Source organism: Acinetobacter sp. HR7 (assembly GCF_000773685.1).
GTDB classification, from domain to species: Bacteria; Pseudomonadota; Gammaproteobacteria; order Pseudomonadales; family Moraxellaceae; genus Acinetobacter; species Acinetobacter thermotolerans.
The window spans coordinates 1-18,005 of the sequence record NZ_JPQO01000183.1; the positions used below are offsets into that span (position 1 = coordinate 1).

The following is an 18,005-nucleotide window of genomic DNA, read 5'->3' on the forward strand; positions in this document are numbered from 1 at the left end:
AATTAGGTCGACCACTTACCCGTTTCACTGCCATTCCCGGACAGTCATCACAACGTGACAGGCACCCCATACAAGGCGTCGTGCCCTGATATTCACCTGCCCAGGCTGTTTGCATAGCCTTAACTTCTGCAGCAGTTTGCGTTTTAGCTTTGGAGTGATCCTGACAACCTACCAATACAGCCGTTGCCACCAGCGGAATCAAAATAACCTGTTTCATGACTCGAGATTCAGCAGTTTGATGTGCGGCAACATAACATAGCCCTGACGGCTTGATAAGATGCGCTGATCTGCTGTTACGATTTTAAAACCAACCTTTGCGGCCTTTTCGGATCTGATCAGCACAACGTAAAGCTTCCTGAGTCAGCCCCCACAATCGGTAATCGCCCGTAATCGAAGCAGTCGGGAAATTATGGGTATAGGCAAAACTTAGATTTCGTTCTGGATCACACCAGGCACCTGAACCATTAAAACCGATATGGCCAAAACCTTTGCTGGATTTCCCCAGAGTCAGAATACGATGATAGCCTAATCGCCAGTGCATCGGTAAAGGCATGATCCGGTCACGATGGGTATATTGCACTGTGCTTAAACGTTGAAAAATATCTTGTGAAATCAGTTGCTGTCCTTGCCATTGGCCTTGCTGTACCAGCATGGCATAGACTTTTGCCAGACTGTTCGCCGTAAATACACCCGTTGCAGCAGGTATAATGGCTTTCAGCCCTTCATCACTAAAGAAATTCAGATGCTTCATGCCTTTGGGAATCATGGCATCCTGAAAATCCTGTGGATTCTGCCCACTCCACTGTAAAGCTCGTTCCATCAGATTCGGTTTTCTTGCTCTCGGCTGAGTCTTTTCTGCTCGTGGTTGGGTATCTGTTTTCTTACGATGAATTGGTCGCGCTACACGTGAAAGCTTATGTTCAGGCACACCAAAATAAGCGCCATCCAGCTGTAATGGCTGTACCAGATATTCGTTCATCAATTCAGCTAGCGTATTGCCTGTGGCTTTTTCCAATGCACCGCCCACCTGCCAACCAAAGGTCAAGGGCTGATAAGCCGCAGCTGTACCCAGTTCAAAACGTGGTTTGGCTGCAGCAATCCGTTCCAGCATATGCGACCAGTCCAGCATTTCCCGGGCATTATCAATAATGTTACGAATATCATAAAGACCACTTTGATGGCTGAGCATATGGGCCAGCGTGATTTTATCTTTACCCTGCTGAGCAAACTCTGGCCAGTATTCGGCTACAGGCGTGTCATAGCTGATTAATCCACGACTCACCAGAATATGTACCAACGTCGCGAGTACACCTTTCCCGGTGGAATAACATACCGACAGCGTATCCGGCTGCCAGGCTTCCAATTCTGACTTCTTGCCGGTATAGATATCCAGCACCTTTTTACCCTGATGGTAGACCACTAATGCTGCACCACCCTGTCCGGCACGGGCATCCTGAAAACGGCTAAAGTGCACCGCCAGATCATGAAAACGCGGATGCACATAGCCTTGATAATTATTAGCTTTGGCTGTCAGAAATTCTTTAATCGGTTTCATATGTCCTTCCTTGGCCCATGTTGTAACTGAAATCGAATATTTAGCAGAAATCCAAATAAAAAAGCCTAAATCAAGTTTAGGCTTTTTTTAAATATTTAAAGTGCCTTGATGCTTCCCGAAACATGCGGTTTCTGGCTTTTCGAGTTACGGATTAGAAACTCAGTATCATTGCCTGATTCTTCGGTCAGGAATTGTACTTTAGATGGCAGATACATCGGTAACTTGAACCAGACATCTGCTTCATAAGCATCTGGTAAAGTCAGGCTTGCCAAAGCTCTTGCCTTACTCCACATGCCGTGTGCAATCGCCTGTTTGAAACCAAAGGCTTTTGCCGTAATCGCATGAATATGGATCAAGTTAAAGTCACCTGAAGACATGGCATAGCGACGGCCAGTATTTTCAGACACATCCCATTCTGCATTGACTTCATAATTTGGTGTTTTTGTCTCTGCAGCTTTAGGTGCAGCCTTGCCATCGGTTTTCTGACGTGACAGGTAAGTGGTCAATGCCTCAACCACAACCTCATCACCCACTTTAACCGTAGTAATAAAATCAAACTGAACACCTTTATCATGTGGCTGCAATTCACCAAACTTGCAAGACAAGATCAGCTGTTCATTTACCCCAACCTTACGGTATTGCTTGATCTGGTTACGGATATGCACCAGACCTAAAATCGGAAATGGAAAAGCTTCAGAGGTCATCATGTGCATCTGCAGGCTTTGTGATAGCACCGCCAGATAGATCGCCGGGATATAGCCATTATTCTTGAAGCCACAAACAGCGTTATAAGACTTTAAATGCTTTTGGTCGACCTTGAATGAATCCACCACATATTCAACTTGCGGCAGAACTTTTTCACCCTTTGGCTTTTTCGCAATCAAGCCTTGAATGATTTTTGGATAAGCAAGATACGGCTTTGGAAGTTGACTAAAATGGCGAGTATTCATACTGAACCTTTGAAAACATTATCTTTATAAAGTTTCCTCACCTGAGCATACTTCAATCATCCTAGCCATGTGAAGTGCCGATGAGGATTTGAGAATTTTGATTTTTCTCTTTTAATCCCCCTAAATCCCCCTTTATGAAAGGGGGACTTCTCCTCTCTGAGCAAGTTTTAAAGCACTGCTTTAAAACGAAGCGCAAGAAAGGAAAGTTGGGGAGAGATTCTATTAAGCCCCTAACAGACTCTGACCACAAACACGAACCACGTTGCCATTCAAGCCTGAAGAAGCAGTTGCTGCAAACATGGCTATCGTTTCAGCCACATCCACTGGCAAGCCACCTTGACTCATAGAGTTCATACGGCGACCTGCTTCACGAATGGTGAACGGAATTGCTGCGGTCATTTGGGTTTCGATGAAACCAGGAGCCACAGCATTGATGGTGATACCATTAGTCAGTGTAGGTGCTGTATATTTCACAATACCAATCACACCCGCTTTAGACGCTGCATAGTTGGTTTGACCCAGGTTACCGGCAATACCTGAGATTGAAGATACGCAGACAATACGGCCATTAGTATTCAGACCATCGTTATTCAGCAGATAATCATTGACGCGCTCAATTGCTGACAGGTTGATGTTGATCACCAGATCCCACAACTCAGGCTTCATGTTCGCCAAAGTCTTGTCACGAGTAATACCTGCGTTGTGTACGATAATATCCAGACCGCCCTGTTCAACCGCAGCCGCTTTGATTTTCTCGCCTGCATCAGCGGCAGTAATGTCGATTGCCAGTGTTGAACCACCAATCTCACCCGCTACACGATCCAGATCAGATTGCTGTTGTGGAACGTCCAGACAGATCACATGTGCACCATCACGTGCCAGTACATGAGCAATCGCTTCACCAATACCACGGCTTGCACCAGTCACTACCGCAGTTTTTCCAGCAAGCGGTTTTGTCCAGTCCACATTGAATAATTCTGCTTTAGAAACACGGATCACCTGACCAGACACATAAGCAGAACGTGGAGAAATTGCAAAACGTAGTGCAGATTCAAGATTTGCTTCAGCACCATTGTCCACATAGATCAGGTTGGCTGCGATACCTTTCTTAAATTCTTTACCAACAGATTTGATAAAGCCTTCCAGTGCGCGTTGTGCGATCGCCTGTTTCACGGAAGTTGCTGAATCCGGGTTAATGCCCACAATTACCACACGGCCAGATGCCTGAATTTGACGTGCGATTGGATGGAAGAAGTCATAAACGGCTTTCAGGTCATCTGAGTTTTGGATACCAGACGCATCGAAAAGCGCAACCTTGAACTTAGACTCTTTGTCGCCCTCATTGAATGCACCCAGATTCAGGCCGACTTTCGCTGCTGCCTGTTGCAGCTCAGCATTATTCCCCGCATAGCTGTTAGCATGGATGTTTGCCAAAACTTTTGCAATTGAACCGGTCAAGGTACTGCCAGGTGCAGCACCGAATAAAACTGCGCCTTTTACAACAGGAGTTGCAGACTCATAGCGCTCAAGAAAAGTTGGGGATGGAAGACCCAGGTTTTTAATGACAAATTTACCAATAGGAGACTTTGCAAATGCTTGGTACTGGTCAGTCATGATTATTATCTCTCAATACAAATTAGTTTTTGGATCAATTTAAGTTATCCTTTAACTTCAACATGATGTCAGATACTTATATTTCAATAGATCCATCAGATTTCGGGTCAATAATACTTGAGATAATAGGGAGATGACTTGACCTAAGCGCAGTCTGTAATGTCATTCTAGTCAATACAGCCTATAGCCTTCTATGCTAATGTAGCTGCCAAGAAGATGATCTATTTGCCTGGTAAAGCCTTATGAGCAAAACAACTCAAGAAAATCCAGCGGTCGAGAATCCTGCAGCAGACAGCGTGTCAAAAGCATCAACTACACGCAAGCGCACCAGCAAAACTGCAAGTGCAGCAACTTCTGCAGAAAAAACACCGGCGAAAAGCACGCGCACCCGTGCCGCGTCTACTCGTACGGACAAAACGACTTCAACAAATAAAACCTCAACTTTAAAAACACAAACTTCTGTTCAACAGGATCAAAACATGAGCCAAAATACAGTTCGCCGCGTTGCTATTATCGGTGGTAACCGCATTCCATTTGCACGTTCTAACGGTGTTTACTTTACGGCATCCAATACTGATATGTTCACCGCAGCCCTGAATGGCCTGATTGAACGCTTTAACCTGCAAGGTCAACGCTTGGGTGAAGTGGTTGCTGGCGCGGTACTAAAACACAGCCGTGACTTCAATATGACCCGTGAGTGCGTATTGAATACTGCTCTTGCACCTGAAACTCCTGCTTATGACATTCAGCAAGCATGTGGTACTGGTCTGCAAGCAGCTTTCCAGGTCGCGAATAAAATCGCTTTAGGTCAAATTGAAGTGGGGATCGCGGGCGGTGTAGATACGACTTCTGACGCACCAATCGCTTTCGGTGATGGCTTACGTAAAGCCCTGCTAGAACTGAACATCGCAAAAACAGCGAAAGACCGCCTGAAAGCACTGACCAAAATCAATGTCAAAGACCTGATGGATGCACCGAAAAATGGTGAGCCACGTACTGGCCTGTCTATGGGTGACCACCAGGCGATCACTGCTCTGGAATGGGGTATTTCCCGTGAAGCACAGGACGAACTGGCAGCATCTTCACACCAGAAAATGGCAGCGGCTTATGAAGAAGGCTTCTTTGATGACCTGATCACCCCATTCCTAGGCTTGGATCGTGACAACAATCTACGTCCAGATTCTTCAGTTGAAAAACTGGCCAAACTGAAACCAGTGTTTGGTAAAGGCGATGCGCGTACCATGACTGCGGGTAACTCAACTCCTCTGACTGATGGTGCATCTTGTGTGCTGTTAGCTTCTGAAGAATGGGCAAAAGCCAATGGTCATGAAGTGTTGGCTTACCTGACATTCCAGGAAACCGCAGCAGTTGACTTCGTAGAGAAAAAAGAAGGTCTGTTGATGGCGCCAGCTTATGCAGTACCTCGTATGCTGGAACGTGCGGGTCTCAAACTTCAGGACTTCGACTTCTATGAAATTCATGAAGCATTTGCTTCTCAGGTACTGTCTACCCTGAAAGCTTGGGAAGATCCAAAATTCTGTAAAGAACGTTTAGGTCTGGATGCACCACTGGGTTCTATTGACCGCGCCAAACTGAACGTAAAAGGTTCTTCACTGGCTGCAGGTCACCCGTTTGCGGCAACCGGAGGTCGTATCATCGCGACAGCTGCAAAACTGATTAATCAGAAAGGTTCAGGTCGTGCGCTGATTTCAATCTGTGCTGCTGGTGGTCAAGGTGTAACTGCAATTATCGAAAAATAATTGTTGATAAAGCCTATAAAAAAGCACCTCTGATAGGTGCTTTTTTATTTTCTGAATATCGCGTTAAGCCCACTAACCTTTAGAAAATTCCGGCCGAATGCCCATTTTCATTTCAATCTGGTCATAACACCACTGAAAGATAAAGGTATAAACCAAAATACACAGCGTCATACTCAGATCAGTCAGGATCGCCTGCCACAAACTCATTTCCAGAGCATAAGCCACCATCGGAATGGTTGCCAGCATAAGACCACCTTCAAAGACAATCGCATGCACAATCCGGACTTTTATCGTTCGTTTCAGCTGATACCTGGCTTCAAACTTTTCAAAATAATGGTTAAATAACATATTCCAAAGTACAGAAGTAAGGGCCATGGCAATACCCAAAGTACCCGTCACTTCTATTGGCACATGGAAAATAAAACTCAAGGTAATCGCAATGATGATCAACAGAATGATCTCATAGCTCAGCGCATGTACTATCCTTCTGGTTGAAATAAACATCTTTTCTGACTCAAATCACTTAATCATGCCCGCTAGTTTATTTTCAATAATTTGATTATTCGAGTTAGAATCTTTCAAAAATATTGAAAGATAAAACATGAATATCAATCAGGAACAATTGCTACTGTTTAAAGCCGTGATGGAAACCGGATCATTCTCTGCAGCTGCACGTAAACTCGGTAAAGTCCCCTCCGCCGTAAGCATGGCAATTGCCAATATGGAAATTGATTTGGACTTGCAACTGTTTGAACGCATTGGTCGTGAGCCTCAGCCGACGGCGGCCGCACAAGCACTGTATGAAAAAACCGAACAGCTACTGGTAGAAATAAACCAGTGGAAACAGCACGCACAGGCGCTGAGTTCCGGACTTGAATCCGAGCTGAATATCGTGGTGGTGTCGGAACTACTGCATACCCGCTGGGTGGATTATATTGTGCTGCTCGAACAGCAGTTCCCAGATCTACAAATCAATATCTTCTCTGCCCCGCAGGAAGATGCACATCGGATGTTGTTTGAAGGTTCGGCACAGCTGGCCCTGATGTTTGAACGTGAACAACTGGAAACCCGGGAACAGTTTGTTGAGTTAAAAAAGGAAAGTCTGGTCGCGGTAGCTGCCAAATCTCATCCCTTGAGTCAGCATGCTCAAGTCAGCTATGAAGAGATCATTAATAGCCGGCAGATTGTGGTGGCGAGCCGGGATAGCAAGATCAAACCCGAACTTTTATTTTCCAAGTTTTACTGGCGTACCGATAATCACCACTCTGCCTATCGTCTGATTAAGCAGGGATTGGGCTGGGGAATTCTACCGATAGAGATGCTGCATGAGCATCCGCATATTCAGGAACAGCTATATATCCTGAATCTGTATGATTTCACGCCAAAGTTTGACTATTTCGTCGATCTGGTCTGGAGCCGGGAAACCAAACTCGGTAAAGCTGCACATTTTTTGATTAATCACATCAGAAATCAACGTAAAAACAGCAATTCGCTACCAAAAGATAGTGTGTGAATGCTTGGGAAATAAACACTTTGTGATATAACAGAATGCATAAGCAATAACCTAAGAACTAGATCCAAATGACTCAAAGTGCGTTAAACCAACTAAAACAATTCACCACCATTGTTGCGGACAGCAGTGATTTAGCTGCGATTGAAAAATTTCGTCCACTCGATGCGACCACTAACCCTTCGCTGATTACCGCTGCAGCAAGCCAAGTTGAAAATAATGCTCTGATTGAAGCAGCCTTTAATCAGGCAAAAGGCGAAGGTTTGACCGGCAATGAACTGATTGAACGCACCATTGATATTCTGACCGTCAAATTCGGTGTCGAGATTCTCAAACTGATTGAAGGTCGCGTTTCGACGGAAGTGGATGCATCTTTGTCTTATGACACTGCAGCAACCATTACCAAAGCCAAAGAACTACTGGAACTGTATAAGCAAGACGGTATTTCTTCAGACCGTATCTTGATCAAGATTGCTTCGACTTGGGAAGGCATTCAGGCTGCACGTGCGCTGGAACAGGAAGGCATTCATACTAACCTGACTCTGCTGTTTGGTCTGCATCAGGCCAAAGCCTGTGCTGATGCCAAAGTGACCCTGATTTCTCCTTTTGTCGGCCGAATTCTGGACTGGTTTAAAAAAGCAGAAAATGTCGAAGCTTATCCAATTGATAAGGACCCAGGTGTACTGTCGGTGAAGCAGATTTATTTCTTCTACAAACAGCATGACATTCAAACTGAAATCATGGGTGCCAGCTTCCGCAGTATCGATCAGGTTCTGGGCCTGGCCGGCTGTGACCTGTTAACTGTAGCACCCAACCTGCTGGCACAGTTGGATCAAGATCAACGTGAAGTCGTTCGTCAGTTATCTTCAAACCATGCCCATGCACATACCGAACATGCGCATACCCCACTTAACCAAGCAAGCTTCCAAGCTGAACTGGAACAGGATCGTATGGCTTCCGAACTACTTGAAGGCGGAATCCAGGGCTTTATCAAGGCACGTGAACAGTTATCTGCTCTATTACGTGAACGTTTTGCCGTAGCCGCCTAACGCTTTACAGCATCTGACAGTCGATGTCGTTATAATACGCATCGGCTGTTTTGTTTTTTTATTTGTTTTTTAAGAGTAGGTTTCAGTGTTTGGGATCACGGATTTAACGACTTTTATTATTGGTACAACGTTAATTGTGATGCTGCCTGGACCGAACTCGCTGTATGTGATGTCCACCGCGTCGCGCTATGGCATCAAAACCGGTTATAAGGCTGCATTTGGTGTCTATGCGGGCGATATGGTGCTGATTTTTCTGACTGCACTTGGTGCGGCTTCCCTACTCCATGCTTTCCCGGTCCTGTTTACTATTTTAAAAATTATCGGGGCCATTTACCTCAGTTATCTCGGTATCAAACTGTTCATTGCGGCTTATCACACATGGAATACCATCCATACCAATGCCGAAATTAAACAGGCGGAACAGAATATTGAACAGCTGCATCCGTTCCGTACTGCAATGACAATCAGCATTCTGAATCCCAAAGCAATCCTGTTTTATCTGTCTTTCTTTGTCCAGTTCGTTGATCCACGCTATCCGTATCCAGCACTGACCTTTACCTTACTGGCGATTGTGCTACAGATCATCAGCATGTCTTACTTAAGCATCCTGATTTTCTCGGGTGCCCGTCTAGCGCAATTCTTTGGTCATCGCTACCGCTTAACCTCGATCTGTGTGGCAACGGTAGCCTTGCTGTTCTGTGGTTTTGGCATCAAGCTCGCCACCTCTACCATGTAAGCCCGCAAATTTATTGGCATCTGAGCATGATCTGTCTGCAATTTTGAAATGCCTTCAGTTTCTGGGACTTAATTTTTTATCTGCTTTTGCAGATTTTGCGCTGGCGTAGCTTCACCTGAGACATTCAGACTATTTTAATCCGCTGTGTTTGAATGCATTTGCAGAAATTCCAAGGTCTGTTGAAAGGTCTGCTGGCTTTCTTTTTTCCCCATATAAAACTGGTATTCATGAATCAGCCAGGTTTTGGACTCAGGATAGAAAATTTCTTTGACCGGCACCTGATTGGCTTTAAGTATCTGCACAAAAGGCAAAGACTGGCTATCGGTGAGAAAATCTTTATTGCCACCACTGATCAGTACTGGTGGATAGTTCGGGGTAATATGCTGGATGGGAGAAATCTGCTTGAGAAAGGCAGCATCATTACGGCGCTCACCGGTATAGGCTTGCACCATATTATAAATGCCCCATTCCACCAATTTGATTTCGTCAGGTGCCATGTCTACAAAAGCATTGAGGTCGTAAATCCCGCAATGCAGAATCAGGCCTTTCAGCTGTGCAGGTTGAATTGAAGGTATAAATTCTGACGTTTGGGCAAAATCCGGATTCGTGAGTAAAGCTGCATAATGACTGGCCAGATTTGCTCCGGCAGAATCTCCGGCTAAATAAAGCTTGTTTGCATCAATCAAGTATTTCGCCGCATGGTTCTGTAAAAAAGCTAAAGCGGCATTAATCTGCTGTAGCTGGCTGGGATATTGCGACTGTGGTGCCAACTGATATTGCACTGATACTACATTGTAGCCTTGTGCTGCCAACAGCTTGAAATAGCCACGGGCATGTTCGCGTGAACCGGAAATCCAGCCACCGCCATGAATCCAGACCACTGTTGAACGTACGCCCAGTTCGGCAATGTTTTGTGGTTGGTATAGGTCCAGACCCAACTTCCGTTCTGGCTGATAAATAATATTGTTATGCACCAGCACATTGTCCGGCGCATGACGATCCAGCAATTTCTGCTGCACCGTGGTAGTCATGTTAAAGGCCGCAGCAATGATCTTGCTGTTCTGTGAGGTATTCTGACAGCCCGTAAGCAGCATTAGGCTAAGCAAAGCACTTCCGAATCCAACCTGCTGCAATCTGTTCATATCATTATGTCCCCACCACAATTTTAGCCCTGACATTACGCCAGAAATCTGTATTTTTTATTTTAGCCTAAAAGCATAAAAATGTTTAAAAACCAGGCATTTCAGTCTGATTTTTATGCCTATCATTTTGCAGTTTTTTGTAAAAAATTCAGCGTAATTAAATGAATTTTCTAATTTTTTAGTATTTTTCAATTGAACCACTATCCGCACTGTGCTATCAATAGTTGAAAGCAAGACAACAATGAGATTGGAGTATAAATAAGATGGCTTACCAACACCTTTTAGTCCCTGTGGACGGTTCTGATATTTCCTTTTCTGCAGTACGCCATGCGGCTCAAATCGCCAAAAGTTTTGGCAGCAAATTGACCATCATTAGTCTCATTGCAGAGAATCCTTTTACTGAAGCGGACTTCTATTACAGTTCTGCCATCATGAAAGAATACTTTGTCGAAGCGCATACCAATGCGAAAAAAGCACTGAAACAGGCGACCAACATTGCAGCAGAAGAAGGCATCACTGCTGAATCGCATATTGTGACTGGCCTGGTGAATGCCGAGCATGTGGTCGAAAAAGCGGAGGAAATTGGTGCCGACCTGATTGTGATGGGTTCACATGGTCGTAAAGGCTTCCAGAAACTGATTCTGGGCAGCTTTGCACAGGATGTACTGAGTTCATCTGAAATTCCAGTACTGATCATTAAAAAATAATACGACCTATGCGCATCGCTAAACTGTGGTGCGCATATTCATTTTATTAGAATTCAGACTACTGCATTGAAGTGGATTTATGCTTGGCTGCGTTCTGTTTCCATGCAAGCATCATTTTCAGGAATTACTATGGCTCACTATAAACACATCCTGGTCGCAATCGATGAATCCCCGATCTCTTATGCTGCTGCGGAACATGCATTGGATATTGCAAAATTATTTGGCGGCAAAGTCACCCTGATCAGCGTCATTGCGGTAGATCCATTCTCTGGTGTGGATTTTTACAAGGTTGCGCCAGCAGTGACGGATTACTTTATGCAGGCTGAACAGAATGCACTGGATCGCCTGAATGACCTGAAACAAACTTTTACCCGTGAAGGCATTGATCTGGATATCCGCATCATGCATGGCTTATCCCCTTCTGAAGGTATCCTGCAGACCAGCAAAGAACTGCCGATTGACCTGATTGTGATGGGTTCTCATGGCCGTAAGGGCTTCCAGAAACTGGTGCTCGGTAGCGTAGCGCAAAAGGTTCTTGGCGCTTCTGAAATCCCGGTGCTGATTGTGAAAGAATAAAATTATTTCCATTAAAAAAGCCTGTATTGAACAGGCTTTTTCTTTTAGTGAATCTTTTGATTAAGCTGATTCAGGAACATTTCTGCTTCAATTTGCGAACTGAAGACCTTGGTATATTCACCCGATTTCTGCACTGAGTTTGGCGTATATTCTAGCTGAACCTCGAATACACCACGACTGCTGTCCTTACTCACATGCACCGCAATAATATGTTGTGTATTTAAATAAAACCCGTCGTCAACTTTCAATAACATTTTTAATTCACTCAATCTGTTCTGATCACCATGATCTTCTTTGTGAAAATCCGAGAACGGCGTCACATTAACTCCATATATAAGAACTATCTTAAAGCAAAATCCAATACATCCTTTCTTTCATTACATATTTAATAAATATTACTGATGTTCTAAATAAAAAAGCCGGATATTTAATCCGGCTTTCTCTTTTTTTTAAATTACACGCTCAACATGCTATTCAATGTTTCACAGACATTTTTCGATTTCACCAGCGGTTTCAGTGCTTCTAGCTGCGCCTTCACTTCACCACGTTGTGGTTCTGCCAAGGTATACCAACGTGACAATACCTGCAGCAGACGAGAACCCACGATTGGGTTTTTCTCATCTAGGTATTTCGCCAAGCTAATGTAATGCTGAACACCAAAGCTCCAGGTATTCACCGGATTGTTGCTTAAACCGCCGCTGACTGCACGGATACGGTTTGGTACTTTCAGGTCGTAGTCTGGATGCTCGGTTAGCGCCTTGATGGTCGCAGCAGTTGCTTCCGGATGAGCCGCCTGCACCATAAACCACTGATCTAGGGACAAGGCTTCATTTTTGAAACGGGTATAGAAATCTTCCAGTACCGCTTGAGCTTGTAGCGCATCATTCCATACCAGTACACGTAAGGCACCCAGACGTTCAGACATATTGCCTGTGCTTGAATACTGTTCCTGTGCCAGCTCAAAGGCAGTTTCATCGCCCTGACGTGCCAGCATCATCAACATGATATTTTTCAGCGCACGCACACCCATCGCTTGAGAGAAATCAGATTGTAGCTCTGGATCCAGTGACAGATAAATTTCTTTCACTGTGTTGCCAAAAGCGTATGCCAGCTTGTTCAGCAAGGCATTACGTTTTTCTTTGATCTTGCTTGGCTGGTAATTCTCATCAATACGACTGCCCAGATAGCCTTCGGTTGGCACATCAAACAGACGTGAAGCCAGCAGTGGATCTTTCTGGATCAGATCAGGCAAGGTATTCAGCATTGCATTGATATAGATTTCAGCTGGCTGGTCATTCAGCAGGATACGTTCCAGCAGGGTTTGCGTTGCCTGCCACTGGTTAAAGCCATTGGTTTCATATTGCAACAGGAATGCTAATTCTTTATCGGTATAGTCAAATTCCAGATTGACTGGCGCCGAGAAATTACGCAGCAACGAAACGACTGGTTTAGAAGTTACACCAGAAAATTCAATGGTCGCTTCATCCTGATCAAACAGATATACGCCATCTTTCACCCCATTTGCAACCAGTGCAGTTGATTTCAGTGTGAGCTGTTCACCGGTTTCTGCATCAAACAGGGCCAGCGCCACCGGAATTGGCACAGCTTTCAGGTTCGGATATTTTGGATGTGGTTTCAGGCTTTGTTTGAAGGTCAGGCAATAAGTCTGGCTTTCTACATCATATTCAGATTTCACTTCCAGTTTTGGTGTACCCGGCTGGTTGTACCAGGTCAGGAAATTAGACAGATCTACACCTGAACCGGCACTGAGAGCATCCACCCAATCCTCAACTGTTACCGCCTCCCCATCATGACGGCGGAAATATTCATCCGTACCCTGACGGAATTTTTCCTTACCCAGCAAGGTTGCCATCATACGGTTAATTTCTGCACCTTTTTCATAAACAGTTGCGGTATAGAAGTTATTAATTTCCACAAAATGGTCTGGACGTGGCGGATGTGATAATGGACCAGAATCTTCAGGGAACTGATGTGCTTTCAGAACAGCAACGTCATCAATACGCTGTACCGCAGAAGACTGTAAATCTTCCGAGAAAGACTGATCACGGAAAACTGTTAGACCTTCTTTTAGACACAGCTGGAACCAGTCACGACAAGTGATCCGGTTACCGGTCCAGTTATGGAAATATTCGTGTGCAATCACGGACTGAACACGCATGATGGCAGCATCAGTGGTGTATTCTTCATCAGCCAACACACAAGAAGTGTTGAAAATATTCAGGCCTTTGTTTTCCATCGCGCCCATATTGAAGGCGCTGGTTGCCACAATCATATAATTATCTAGATCGTAGGCACGGCCATAATGCTCTTCATCCCAACGCATGGAATGCTTTAACGCTTCCATAGCAATTTTGCATTTTGGAATGTCTTTTTCTTCGGCATAGATTTCCAGCGCTACATCACGACCTTCGGATGTAGTGTAACGGTCTTTCATCACCGCCAAATCACCAATCACACAAGCAAACAGATAGCTTGGTTTTTTGGTTGGATCCTGCCAGATGGCATAATGACGGCCTTCACCCGCTTCACCAGTTTCAATCAGGTTACCATTGGCCAACAGTACTGGAAATTTTTTGTCGGCTTCCACACGGGTGGTAAATACTGACAAGATATCTGGACGATCTGGATAAAAAGTAATTTTACGGAAACCTTCCGGCTCATTTTGGGTCACAAACAGATCCGAACTAGCTTGGTATAAACCTTCCAGCTGAGTATTCGATTCAGGATGAATACGTACCACAGTTTGAATAGTGGCATGATCCGGTGCATTGGCAATCACCAGCTGCTCTGAATCTAGCTTGTACTCGCTTTCAGAAAGCTGCTGACCATTGACAGAAATCGACTGCAATTCCAGATCACGTCCTAACAATACCAGGTCACCTTCAGACTGGCGCTGTATCACCAGCGTTGAGCTGACCAAGGTGTGATCCACATAAACCTGAATATTGAGTTCAATCGAATCTACAATATAGGAAGGCTTTTGATAGTCTTTTAAATAAATGGTTTGATCTGCTTCGATCGCCGGATTTGCCGCAATATTCATGTCATGTCCTGATGTTATTGTCTACGTCGACATTTATCGTCGTTTCATCATACGCCAAGTTAGAGACACTGTCTGTGTCATTCACTGTATGTCATTAATATGGGCATTCTCTGCACTACTTTCAATTCATTCTGCTTAATTCAACAACAGTTATTTCGGTTAGGCGATAACTATGCCCAGCTCCTACAACAAATTTATATTTATTTACATTTTCTTAAACTATTGTTTATTCAATATTTAATATCTATCCAACCGTTTTATAGATCTTTATAATCGAAAATGTGCACACTTCTTGCTTCATTAATTTCGTGAACAAACACTATTCTAAAACAGATGTTAAACGGTAAATGACATTACCTGTTTAAACCAAGACAACAAGAACAATGAGGTGAACCATGTATCTAAAAGACCATATCGTACGTATTGAAAACATCAAAACGCTACAAGCTCTGGACCACGCCAATATCGACCATAAAGTGATTGCCCTATTTATGAGCTCTGAAGGCATCACCATGCAGCCCTATGAAGTCAGCGCAATTCTCAATACCTATGACGCCCTCGGTTTGAAAAAGATTCCGACCAAAAAAGTGCAGGCACTTATTAGTGCCAAACAGATGGGCGAAGAAGACGAAACTCTGCCTTGCCCGGTTTAAGATTTCTTTTAATCGATCAAGAGCCACATGTGTGGCTCTTTTCATTTTTAGTAATATTTGAGTTGTCATTTATCCATAAAACAGCCTGCCTGAATACATCCTCATTAGTAGCAGATGTGTATAATGAAATCCCTTTTCCCTGCTCAGATTATTTGTTCCGATGACCATAAATGTTTTGCAGAAACAGCTTGATGAAAGTACAGCATGCCCCCTGTGTCAGGCATCGATGTATTGGGTCGAGGCAGAGCAATATGATCAGGAACTGACTTATCATGAATGCAGTCATTGTCAGCACCGCGTTTATACGGATCAGGTACATAACTGCCATTGTGAAAGCTGTCTGGCCAACCGCAGACGGCAGATGAAAGAAACCCGGTTACAGGAAAACCGCCAATTTCAGCAGAAAAAAGACGTGTTTGAATATGAACTCAGTCAGCTGAGTTTTCTAAACAAACTCTTTTTGCTAGCAATTCTGGATGATCATGTGCATGAACATAGCCAGCATGCAGAATATATCGATTGGGACAGTATCAAATATCATCCGATCAGCCCAAATTATCTGATGCAAAATGCGCTGGTCAAACGCATGTGTAAGGAAAATATCCTGACGCTGAAAGATTTTAATACCGAACAACATCATTATTATATTAATGTGCGTCTAGATGGCTATTCTGAGCCAAGTCTGTTTAGTATTACCCAGCAGCTACGACATTGGTTCTATGAAAACCTGAGCATGGGTGTGCCTTTTAAAAGTGCAGATGAAGTCAAAGATGCACTGTACTATATGCTGTATCAGGAAGTGATTCAGTTCGCCCAGTTCTATTGCCGTAGCTGGGGTATCCAGATTGCTGGAAATAAAAGCTTTCAGGCGTTCTGCTACCGTATGCTGGATGTATTGGCTGTCGGCCAGATTTATTATCTGGTGCAAACCGCCCTGGAATACCTGCATACTCAAAAAGCGCTACAGCCACGCAATGAAAATTTTATCAATACCAATCTGCTAAAAAAGACCTTGCAACAGTACCGGGAACGTGCAGTAACCGAAAAATGGGAAACCTTTACCCTGCCACGTCCGCAGCAATTACCCTTAAGCAAAATGAGTGCAATTCTGTTCTACCATTTCCTCGGTTATGATGAAAATATTTTCTTCCAGCCGATCTGGCGATCATGGCAGAAAATTGAACCACGTCTGAAGTTCTACTCCAATAAGCGCTGTATGCACTGTGGTTCAGAAGAACTGACTGTAGATTATGATGCCAGTGACTATGTCAGCCTGTTCTGCCGCAACTGCAAACATCAGGATCATTACTTTACCCGTTAAAAACATCTTGCCTTTTAATGAATAACACTATGAATAAAACCAATACCGAACTGCACAACGAAATCTTAGATGCAGTATATGATGCCTGGACTGCCCTGCAACAGCAGCAACCGCTAGTCCATATCATGACCAATGCCGTAGCCAGTAATTATGTAGCGAATATCTTGCTGGCAGCCAACGCATCACCTGCGATGATTGATAATCCGTTTGAAGCTGAAAGTTTTACCCGTATTGCCGGTGCCGTGAGTCTAAATCTGGGTACACCGACTTCTGAACAGGTTCAGGCCATGCTGATCGCTGCGGAAACAGCAAATACTATTCAAAAGCCATGGGTGCTTGATCCGGTTGGTTATGGTGCGATTTTACATTGGCGTTCTGAAGTCACTGATCAGCTCATGGCCTTTCAACCAACCATTGTCCGTGGTAATGCTTCTGAAATTGGCACCCTGGCAGGTAAGCAAGTCACAGGTAAAGGTGTCGGAACTACATTAGATAGTTCCGAAGTCTATCAACAGGCGCAATCATTATTAAACCACTGTCAATGTGTGGCGATTTCAGGTGTATCTGACTTTATTGTTTCTAATGATTATCCAGTAATTCAGGTCAATGGCGGTTCTGAACTACAACCCCGAGTGACTGCGACCGGTTGTGCCTTAGGCGCCTTGATTGCTGCTTATAGTGCGGTGACTACACCTGTAATTGCGGCTACGGCTGCACATCTGCATTTTGCTATTGCCGGAAAACTGGCTGCTGCAACAACACAGTCACTTGGCAGTTTTAATGTGACCTTTATTGACCAGATACATCAGCTGAATCTTGAAGTGCTACGTGAGCATGCTGATTTTCAGTTGTTATAAATTCATTAACTTAGGCAACCTGATGGTCATAGACAAATTTATCACAGGTCAAATGAGGCTTATTTCCAAAAGATTTTAAGATCTACCTATACCTTCCCTTTTTAGAATGATTTAGCGCATGCTTGATAAGATACTAGAAACTCACGGGAATGAGTTTCAGTAAGTAAATCGATTTCTCAGTTGAGACTGTAAAGAGGAATTTTCACTAACTCCAACTTCATACTGCGTTCATATACTTGGTTCATTGTAGTCTTCGAAGCTCGACAACATTCATTGATATCACTCGATAGTTTATTAAATTCCGTGAATTTTCTAATACTTTTCAGAAAATTTTAGATACAAAACACATGACTAATAAACTTAGCCAAATCTCTAAATTTTTCCTATTCTTTAGTCTTGATAAAAAATAATAAACTTTAATTTATCTGATGTAATTTTATTCTTTTTAACGCCAATCTCAACTTTTTAAGTCATTGAAATAAAAAGGACATAACCTCATTTTAAATCCGTT

The 18,005-nt window shown here is 43.9% G+C and carries 16 protein-coding genes and 1 pseudogene; 9 read left to right on the forward strand and 8 right to left on the reverse strand.

Features of this window, described 5'->3' with window-relative positions; all coding sequences use genetic code 11:
- From GW12_RS10030 to GW12_RS10045, 4 genes and pseudogenes are all read right to left on the reverse strand, one after another.
- Nucleotides 1-217, reverse strand: a pseudogene (locus GW12_RS10030) (hypothetical protein); the annotation flags it as partial.
- Between the two features lie 84 nt (nt 218-301).
- Nucleotides 302-1,555 (reverse strand): serine hydrolase, encoded by a 1,254-nt coding sequence (locus tag GW12_RS10035; RefSeq protein WP_034587089.1) that lies wholly within the window; start codon nt 1,553-1,555, stop codon nt 302-304.
- Between the two features lie 95 nt (nt 1,556-1,650).
- Nucleotides 1,651-2,505: a MaoC/PaaZ C-terminal domain-containing protein gene (locus GW12_RS10040; RefSeq protein ID WP_034587090.1), complete on the reverse strand. Its 855-nt coding sequence runs from the start codon at nt 2,503-2,505 to the stop codon at nt 1,651-1,653.
- A 222-nt stretch (nt 2,506-2,727) separates the two neighbouring features.
- Nucleotides 2,728-4,119 (reverse strand): 3-oxoacyl-ACP reductase, encoded by a 1,392-nt coding sequence (locus GW12_RS10045; RefSeq protein WP_034587092.1) that lies wholly within the window; start codon nt 4,117-4,119, stop codon nt 2,728-2,730.
- Nucleotides 4,120-4,361: 242 nt separating this feature from the next.
- Here GW12_RS10045 and GW12_RS10050 point away from each other — a divergent pair, with 242 nt between their 5' ends.
- Nucleotides 4,362-5,879 carry an acetyl-CoA C-acetyltransferase gene (locus GW12_RS10050; protein WP_034587094.1) on the forward strand — a complete coding sequence of 506 codons (1,518 nt, stop codon included), beginning with the start codon at nt 4,362-4,364 and terminating at the stop codon, nt 5,877-5,879.
- Nucleotides 5,880-5,951: 72 nt separating this feature from the next.
- On the opposite strand, the gene aceI is transcribed toward GW12_RS10050, so the two are convergent.
- Nucleotides 5,952-6,383, reverse strand: coding sequence for a chlorhexidine efflux PACE transporter AceI (aceI, locus tag GW12_RS10055; protein ID WP_034587096.1), 432 nt, complete (start codon nt 6,381-6,383; stop codon nt 5,952-5,954).
- 97 nt (nt 6,384-6,480) lie between these two features.
- Between aceI and GW12_RS10060 the strand changes: the two genes are divergently transcribed.
- The 3 genes from GW12_RS10060 (at nt 6,481) to leuE (ending at nt 9,174) form a co-directional block, all read left to right on the forward strand.
- Complete coding sequence (locus GW12_RS10060; RefSeq protein WP_034587098.1) at nt 6,481-7,392, forward strand: LysR family transcriptional regulator; 912 nt, start codon at nt 6,481-6,483, stop codon at nt 7,390-7,392.
- A gap of 68 nt (nt 7,393-7,460) precedes the next feature.
- Entirely contained in the window at nt 7,461-8,438 is a 978-nt protein-coding gene (gene tal / locus GW12_RS10065; protein WP_034587100.1) for a transaldolase, read from the forward strand.
- A gap of 85 nt (nt 8,439-8,523) precedes the next feature.
- Nucleotides 8,524-9,174 carry a leucine efflux protein LeuE gene (gene leuE, locus GW12_RS10070; protein ID WP_034587102.1) on the forward strand — a complete coding sequence of 217 codons (651 nt, stop codon included), beginning with the start codon at nt 8,524-8,526 and terminating at the stop codon, nt 9,172-9,174.
- A gap of 134 nt (nt 9,175-9,308) precedes the next feature.
- On the opposite strand, the gene GW12_RS10075 is transcribed toward leuE, so the two are convergent.
- Complete coding sequence (locus GW12_RS10075; protein WP_052127907.1) at nt 9,309-10,316, reverse strand: alpha/beta hydrolase; 1,008 nt, start codon at nt 10,314-10,316, stop codon at nt 9,309-9,311.
- Nucleotides 10,317-10,579: 263 nt separating this feature from the next.
- Here GW12_RS10075 and GW12_RS10080 point away from each other — a divergent pair, with 263 nt between their 5' ends.
- Together GW12_RS10080 and GW12_RS10085 are read left to right on the forward strand one after the other, a co-directional pair.
- Entirely contained in the window at nt 10,580-11,023 is a 444-nt protein-coding gene (locus tag GW12_RS10080) for a universal stress protein (RefSeq protein WP_034587104.1), read from the forward strand.
- Between the two features lie 129 nt (nt 11,024-11,152).
- Nucleotides 11,153-11,599, forward strand: coding sequence for a universal stress protein (locus tag GW12_RS10085; protein WP_034587106.1), 447 nt, complete (start codon nt 11,153-11,155; stop codon nt 11,597-11,599).
- Nucleotides 11,600-11,643: 44 nt separating this feature from the next.
- Here the strand turns inward: GW12_RS10085 and GW12_RS10090 are convergent, their stop codons facing one another.
- Nucleotides 11,644-11,853, reverse strand: a complete 210-nt coding sequence (locus tag GW12_RS10090) for a hypothetical protein (RefSeq protein WP_034587119.1) — start codon at nt 11,851-11,853, stop codon at nt 11,644-11,646.
- Nucleotides 11,854-12,053: 200 nt separating this feature from the next.
- On the reverse strand, nt 12,054-14,663 hold the full coding sequence (pepN, locus tag GW12_RS10095; protein WP_034587108.1) for an aminopeptidase N: 2,610 nt from the start codon (nt 14,661-14,663) through the stop codon (nt 12,054-12,056).
- A gap of 395 nt (nt 14,664-15,058) precedes the next feature.
- Between pepN and GW12_RS10100 the strand changes: the two genes are divergently transcribed.
- The 3 genes from GW12_RS10100 to thiM all read left to right on the forward strand — a co-directional run bounded on the left by GW12_RS10100 (nt 15,059) and on the right by thiM (nt 17,494).
- Nucleotides 15,059-15,316: a hypothetical protein gene (locus tag GW12_RS10100; RefSeq protein ID WP_034587110.1), complete on the forward strand. Its 258-nt coding sequence runs from the start codon at nt 15,059-15,061 to the stop codon at nt 15,314-15,316.
- Between the two features lie 160 nt (nt 15,317-15,476).
- Entirely contained in the window at nt 15,477-16,637 is a 1,161-nt protein-coding gene (locus GW12_RS10105; RefSeq protein WP_034587112.1) for a hypothetical protein, read from the forward strand.
- 29 nt (nt 16,638-16,666) lie between these two features.
- Complete coding sequence (gene thiM / locus GW12_RS10110; RefSeq protein WP_034587115.1) at nt 16,667-17,494, forward strand: hydroxyethylthiazole kinase; 828 nt, start codon at nt 16,667-16,669, stop codon at nt 17,492-17,494.
- The last annotated feature ends 511 nt before the right edge of the window (nt 17,495-18,005 follow it).